We start from the raw sequence: 5,528 nt of genomic DNA on the forward strand, positions 1-5,528 counted from the left end.
TTTTTAACTAAAATTTTAAAGGTGGTTATATAATAACCTTTAACTTTGTCTATATTTCATAACTAATGAACCTTTTAAAGAACTTTCAACAACTTAATTTCTATTAATTGTTGCGATATTTTTTAACACCTATCTGTAATACAAAATTCTATTCTAAAGCTTTTAATGATAGTGGCCGGGGTTGAAAAAATAAAGACTATATTGATTAACAATAATATTAGTCGATAAGCCAACATTCTGACTTAAAAGTGATTATAATAGTCCGATTATTCTGATTGAAAATATACGCGAATTATTATGAAAACATTTAGCGCTAAAGCACACGAAGTAAAAAGAGATTGGTTATTAGTAGATGCCGATGGTAAGACACTAGGTCGTTTGGCAACAGAAGTTGCATCTCGCCTTCGTGGCAAGCATAAGGCTGAGTACACACCACATACAGATACTGGCGACTACATTGTAATTATCAATGCTGAAAAGGTTACAGTAACTGGTAGAAAGTTTGATGATAAAATGTACCACCATCATACTGGTTATGTAGGTAATTTAAAGTCAATTGCATTTAAAGATTTACAAGCTAAAAAACCAGAAGAAATTATCAACAAGGCTGTTAAAGGCATGTTGCCAAAAGGCCCTCTAGGCAGAGATATGTTTAGAAAGATGAAAGTATTTGCAGGTTCTGAGCACACACATGGTGCACAACAACCGCAAATTTTAGATATTTAAGGTAAGAAATTATTATGGCAAAGACAGAAACATTTTACGCAACAGGTAGAAGAAAGACATCAGTAGCTCGTGTATACATGACTAAGGGTAATGGCTTATTTACGGTAAACAAACGTCCAATGGATGAATATTTTGGTCGTGAAACTTCTTCAATGATTATTAACCAACCATTAGACACTGTTGAAATGAGAGATAAGTTTGATTTCAACATTACGGTTAAAGGTGGCGGTGATACAGGTCAAGCGGGTGCAATTCGTTTGGGCGTTACCCGTGCATTGATGGAATACGATAATGAGCTACGTGGTGATTTACGTAAAGCCGGTTTTGTTACTCGTGATGCAAGAGTTGTAGAGCGTAAGAAAGTTGGACGTAAGAAGGCACGTAAGAGCGAGCAGTTCTCTAAGCGTTAAATCTTTTACGCAAGCTAATAAAAAACCCGCTATTTGCGGGTTTTTTATTGCTTAAGATTTGTAATCATATCGTTCTAACTTATTGTAACGAATAATAGACTGCACAGTTTCTACGTATTCATAGCCAATTTCAGCATAGTTTTCTAAACCTTCTGCTAAGGCAATGCCAGTAATAGGTAACTGTTGATCACGTTTAATTTGGCGTATTTTTCTTAAAGTTTTATAAGCAGAATTTCGATTAATTGAGCGCATGTAGTATTCTATACTTTTGTCAAGGGATGAAAACTTAGCCACCTCATGTGTGTCAGTTTTACTGCGTTGTAAGGGCACAATCCCACAGCCTTTTTTGAAGCACCAAAGGCCAAAAAAATTATGATAGTATTTGGCAAAACGCGACCTACCCCAGTTGGACTCATAAGCGCCTTGAGCTAAAATAAGAGAAGCGGGTATTACATCAACGCGAGTAAGGAGTGTATTTATGTCTCCTTCTTTTGCTCGATAGTATTGATAGATTTTTTTCAATCTCACTTGATTGATATTACCGGTTTTAATATCATTCCTTAATTGAACAATTTTTGTATTTTGCTTGTTAATTGCAGGCAGCAGATATTGAAAAAAAGCTTGTTTGCGCTCATCAACATTGGTTATTTGATCAAAATCAGGCGTTTCTAACGAATTCATCCAGGATTCAAGACCCCAAAATTCATTTGCCTGTAGTGTGCTAGAAGCAAGTATTGTTGCTAGGAATAAAGGTTTAAATTTCAAAATTTTCACAAGAAGCACTCATAACTTCAATTGTATACATTTTTTCAATCGGTAGATTGAGTAGATGTGACTTAATTACGCGAATGACGCCGGCATGTGCCACAATAAGTGTCGCATTAGATTTCTTAGTCATAACATCATTAAACGCAGTGAGTACGCGATGCTGAAAGTCGTATAAATTTTCAGCATTCGGTGGCTGATTGTCAATGGGATTGCGCTTAAAGGCATTAACACGCTCTTGTCCGATTGCTGATGCGCTCAACCCTTGCCAATCGCCAAACCCAAGCTCGGTAAAATCTTTAAGTAGCTCTAATTGAGAGTGTTGTTGAGTCTGAAGATGTTGCGCAAAGGCTTGACAGCGTAATAATGGTGAACTAGTAATCAAGTCCCACATTTGGCCTTCTGTAGAATCAAGCATTTGCTGCCAGCCTTTAGGTGTTAGTGGGTCATCTTGATTGCCACGATAAATACGACCGCCAACTGGCTCACCATGACGTAGAAGACTAAGCTTCATTCATCAATCTGATCACGTGACATTAAATGGTTAACAGCTTGGGTTGGGCTAATATTACCTTCGGTTACCTGAAAAACTTGTTCACAGATAGGCATTTCCACTTGACATTTTTTTGCGATGGAAAGAATCAGTTCTAGAGTGTTAAGACCTTCAACGGTTGCACCAACACTATTTAATGCCTGTTTAACATCTTGATTGTCTGCTAAGGCTTTGCCGAATCGTCGATTTCTAGATAAATCATCTGAACAGGTCAAAACTAGATCGCCTAAACCTGATAAGCCGTTAAAGGTTTTTTCTTGTGCGCCTAAGCTTATTCCAAGCCTGATCATTTCGGCTAGACCTCGTGTTATGAGGGCGGCTTGTGTATTAGCACCATAACCTAGGCCAGATGCGATTCCTGCAGCAATGGCAAGAATATTCTTGACTGATCCCCCAACTTCGACACCAATAATATCTTCGTTGGTGTAAGCGCGTAAGGTTTGTGTATGAAGGATCTTGGCCCAATAATCTCGAGTACCCTTATCTTTTGACGCCACAGTTACTGCAGTTGGCTTGTGCGCTGCAACTTCAAAGGCAAAACTAGGTCCAGAAATAGCGCAACTTGAATGCTCGTGTAAGATTGATTCAAAGCTTTCATGTAAAAACCCCTGGTGACTGGTGTCAAACCCTTTAGTCACCCAAGCAATAGCCTGCTCTTTGGCTAAAAGTGGCTTGATATTCTTAAGGGTTAAAGAAAATCCATAACTAGGCACCGCAATCAAAACACTTCTAGATTCTTTGATTAATGACAAATCAAACGTTAACTTGACGTTATCAGCATATTTAACTGATAAGGCCGGATGTTGTTTTTTTAGTGTTTGCACCTCTTCTGCTGTGTGAGTGTGCAGATAAATAGTATCAAAGTTTTCAGACAGGGCAATTGATAGAGCACTACCCCAAGCACCTGCGCCAATGATACTAAGATTATTACTCATTACTGAGCCAGTATTTTGTCCAATCTACCTGATTGGTCAGCAGCACTGAGGTCATCAAACCCACCAATATGCACACCATTGATAAACACTTGTGGCACAGTATTTCTTCCAGTTAACTCTTTAACTTCATCCCAATCATTAGAATCTTTGACATAATGTTTTTTAAAAGGGATGCCGCGTCTTTCAAGTAGCTGATAAGCACGTTGACAAAAAGGACAGCTATCAGTACAGTAAATTTTATTTTTTTTCATTTTTAATTACCTTAAAGAATTAGGTTTTAACAGGTAGTTTGGCTCTTTTCCAAGCCTGAATACCACCTTTAAGATTGTATACGTTTTCGTATTCATTACGAGTAAGTACGCCAGCAATGTGAGCAGAGCGTGAACCACTACGACAATAAACCAAAATGGATTTATCTTTATCCAGTTTGTCTAATTTATTTTTCACATCTGATAATGGAATGTGTGTAGAGCCTTTGATATAGCCAGATTTTAACTCCTTCTTTTCTCTGACATCTAGAACAATTAAGTTATCATCATCCATCAGTTCCGTAGCAGCAGTTGTATCTACATCTTCATATTTTTTCAATTTATCTGTAACGATATTGCCGATTAGTAGGGCAATCAACACTAGCAGAGTAATAGTTGTGAATAGCTGTTCGTCAGCAAATAAAAAATCAATAATTTCCATGGTTATAGTGTTTTTCCTTGTAAAAAGTTGTTTAGCATTTCATGACCTTGTTCAGTCAAAATAGATTCTGGATGAAATTGTACGCCTTCTAATGCGAGATCTTTATGACGAATGCCCATAATTTCATCAATATTGTCTGCATCGTCTTCAGTCCAAGCGGTAATTTCAAAGCAATCTGGTAGGGTTAATTGATCAGCAACTAGGGAGTGGTATCGAGTTGCGTTTAATGGATTTTTTAGGCTGTCAAACATGGCCTTATTGGTATGATGTACTTTAGAGACTTTACCATGCATGATTTGCTTAGCGCCGATTACGTCACCACCAAAAGCTTGCACCATAGCCTGAAACCCTAAGCAAACACCCATCATGGGTATTTTGCCACTAAAGTGTTTGATTGCTTCAAGAGAAATGCCTGCTTCGTTGGGTGTGCATGGTCCTGGTGAAATAACGAAATACTCTGGGTTTAGCGCCTCAATTTCTTGCAGGCTAATTTCATCATTACGATGTACCTCAACCTCTTGTCCTAGCTCGCCAAAATACTGCACTAGGTTGTAGGTAAATGAATCGTAATTGTCTATCATTAATAACATAATAAAAGCTATTTTACCGCTAAAAAGGATGCAAAGTTAAGACACTGAAAATGACAAGTGCTAATGTCAAATCCTGCTTTACTAAAGCGTTGAAAGTGAGTATCTTTGTCATCTGTAATTAAAACATTTTCTATGGATTGGCGTTTAGCTGCTATTTCTAGCTCACTATAACCATTGGCACGCTTAAAATCTAAGTGTAAATCTGTCATCAACTGTTGTTTTGACTTATTATTAAAATGAATTTTTTCGGAAACAATTAATGCACCACCTTTATTTAGACCTTGATAAATTTTATTAATTAAGGATTGCCTTTCTTCAGGTGCAATAAATTGCAGGGTTAGATTTAATACGACAATTGAAGCGTTATCTAACTCAATAGCACCTATATCGGCGCAAATAATCTTAGCATTATCTAACTTTTCATCTAAATTATGCTTACATTTTTCCGCCATACTGGGTGAATTGTCTACCGCAATAATCTGATTATTGGCATGAGGATTGTTAATCCCAAGCGCAAGTGATGTCGCCCCTGTGGAGGCACCTAAGTCGTAATAATTAGTATTATTCTGACCGTATGTTTTTACACATAGGCCAATCATTTCAATCATTGATTGATAACCAGGGACGCTACGCCTCACCATATCATCAAATACATCGGCAACTTGAGCGTCAAAAGTGAAATCAACTAAGTCATTTCGCTGACTAAAAATTTCATCACGCATATAAGTCTTCCGTAAAAAATTCACTCACAAGAAGTTTGGTGTTGCCAATAGTAAAGGTTGATCGCCTACCCCAAAGATCATTAGTTTTTGCAATCTGCATCTGACCACGCTGGATGTTAGTATCATTAAATAAGATT

Annotated in this window: 10 protein-coding genes; 2 read left to right on the forward strand and 8 right to left on the reverse strand. The window is 37.4% G+C overall.

The genetic code is table 11. The features are described 5' to 3' along the window. Positions 1-297: 297 nt before the first annotated feature. Positions 298-726 (forward strand): 50S ribosomal protein L13, encoded by a 429-nt coding sequence (rplM, locus tag P8M52_RS02900; RefSeq protein WP_300307050.1) that lies wholly within the window; start codon positions 298-300, stop codon positions 724-726. Between the two features lie 14 nt (positions 727-740). After that, positions 741-1,136, forward strand: a complete 396-nt coding sequence (gene rpsI / locus P8M52_RS02905) for a 30S ribosomal protein S9 (RefSeq protein ID WP_300307052.1) — start codon at positions 741-743, stop codon at positions 1,134-1,136. Positions 1,137-1,187: 51 nt separating this feature from the next. Here the strand turns inward: rpsI and P8M52_RS02910 are convergent, their stop codons facing one another. Genes P8M52_RS02910 through P8M52_RS02945 form a run of 8 tightly spaced genes read right to left on the reverse strand, consistent with a single transcriptional unit; the run spans position 1,188 to position 5,491 of the window. After that, positions 1,188-1,910 carry a glucosaminidase domain-containing protein gene (locus tag P8M52_RS02910; RefSeq protein ID WP_300307055.1) on the reverse strand — a complete coding sequence of 241 codons (723 nt, stop codon included), beginning with the start codon at positions 1,908-1,910 and terminating at the stop codon, positions 1,188-1,190. Beyond that, positions 1,891-2,415 (reverse strand): histidine phosphatase family protein, encoded by a 525-nt coding sequence (locus P8M52_RS02915; RefSeq protein WP_300307057.1) that lies wholly within the window; start codon positions 2,413-2,415, stop codon positions 1,891-1,893. Before P8M52_RS02915 ends, P8M52_RS02910 begins: the two co-directional genes overlap by 20 nt. After that, complete coding sequence (locus P8M52_RS02920) at positions 2,412-3,389, reverse strand: NAD(P)H-dependent glycerol-3-phosphate dehydrogenase (RefSeq protein WP_300307060.1); 978 nt, start codon at positions 3,387-3,389, stop codon at positions 2,412-2,414. Before P8M52_RS02920 ends, P8M52_RS02915 begins: the two co-directional genes overlap by 4 nt. Continuing rightward, positions 3,389-3,640: a glutaredoxin domain-containing protein gene (locus tag P8M52_RS02925; protein WP_300307063.1), complete on the reverse strand. Its 252-nt coding sequence runs from the start codon at positions 3,638-3,640 to the stop codon at positions 3,389-3,391. Before P8M52_RS02925 ends, P8M52_RS02920 begins: the two co-directional genes overlap by 1 nt. A gap of 19 nt (positions 3,641-3,659) precedes the next feature. Next, a complete protein-coding gene (locus tag P8M52_RS02930) occupies positions 3,660-4,079 on the reverse strand; it encodes a rhodanese-like domain-containing protein (RefSeq protein WP_300307066.1) in 420 nt (139 codons plus the stop codon). Between the two features lie 2 nt (positions 4,080-4,081). Beyond that, complete coding sequence (locus P8M52_RS02935; RefSeq protein WP_300307069.1) at positions 4,082-4,669, reverse strand: aminodeoxychorismate/anthranilate synthase component II; 588 nt, start codon at positions 4,667-4,669, stop codon at positions 4,082-4,084. A gap of 8 nt (positions 4,670-4,677) precedes the next feature. Further along, entirely contained in the window at positions 4,678-5,391 is a 714-nt protein-coding gene (gene cmoA, locus P8M52_RS02940; protein ID WP_300307072.1) for a carboxy-S-adenosyl-L-methionine synthase CmoA, read from the reverse strand. Next, the gene (locus P8M52_RS02945; RefSeq protein WP_300307075.1) at positions 5,384-5,491 is read right to left on the reverse strand and encodes a hypothetical protein; all 108 of its coding nucleotides are present in this window, start codon (positions 5,489-5,491) and stop codon (positions 5,384-5,386) included. The genes cmoA and P8M52_RS02945 overlap by 8 nt, the downstream gene beginning before the upstream one ends. Between the last annotated feature and the right edge of the window lie 37 nt (positions 5,492-5,528).

The organism is Candidatus Thioglobus sp. (genome assembly GCF_029243085.1).
Classification (GTDB): domain Bacteria; phylum Pseudomonadota; class Gammaproteobacteria; order PS1; family Pseudothioglobaceae; genus Thioglobus_A.

What these genes read in the sequence shown, in the direction of transcription:
- rplM (WP_300307050.1), top strand. Translation starts at nt 298, where the DNA reads ATGAAAACATTTAGCGCTAAAGCACACGAAGTAAAAAGAGATTGGTTA.
- rpsI (WP_300307052.1), top strand. Translation starts at nt 741, where the DNA reads ATGGCAAAGACAGAAACATTTTACGCAACAGGTAGAAGAAAGACATCA.
- P8M52_RS02915 (WP_300307057.1), bottom strand. Translation starts at nt 2,415, where the DNA reads ATGAAGCTTAGTCTTCTACGTCATGGTGAGCCAGTTGGCGGTCGTATT.
- P8M52_RS02920 (WP_300307060.1), bottom strand. Translation starts at nt 3,389, where the DNA reads ATGAGTAATAATCTTAGTATCATTGGCGCAGGTGCTTGGGGTAGTGCT.
- P8M52_RS02925 (WP_300307063.1), bottom strand. Translation starts at nt 3,640, where the DNA reads ATGAAAAAAAATAAAATTTACTGTACTGATAGCTGTCCTTTTTGTCAA.
- P8M52_RS02930 (WP_300307066.1), bottom strand. Translation starts at nt 4,079, where the DNA reads ATGGAAATTATTGATTTTTTATTTGCTGACGAACAGCTATTCACAACT.
- P8M52_RS02935 (WP_300307069.1), bottom strand. Translation starts at nt 4,669, where the DNA reads ATGTTATTAATGATAGACAATTACGATTCATTTACCTACAACCTAGTG.
- cmoA (WP_300307072.1), bottom strand. Translation starts at nt 5,391, where the DNA reads ATGCGTGATGAAATTTTTAGTCAGCGAAATGACTTAGTTGATTTCACT.
- P8M52_RS02945 (WP_300307075.1), bottom strand. Translation starts at nt 5,491, where the DNA reads ATGCAGATTGCAAAAACTAATGATCTTTGGGGTAGGCGATCAACCTTT.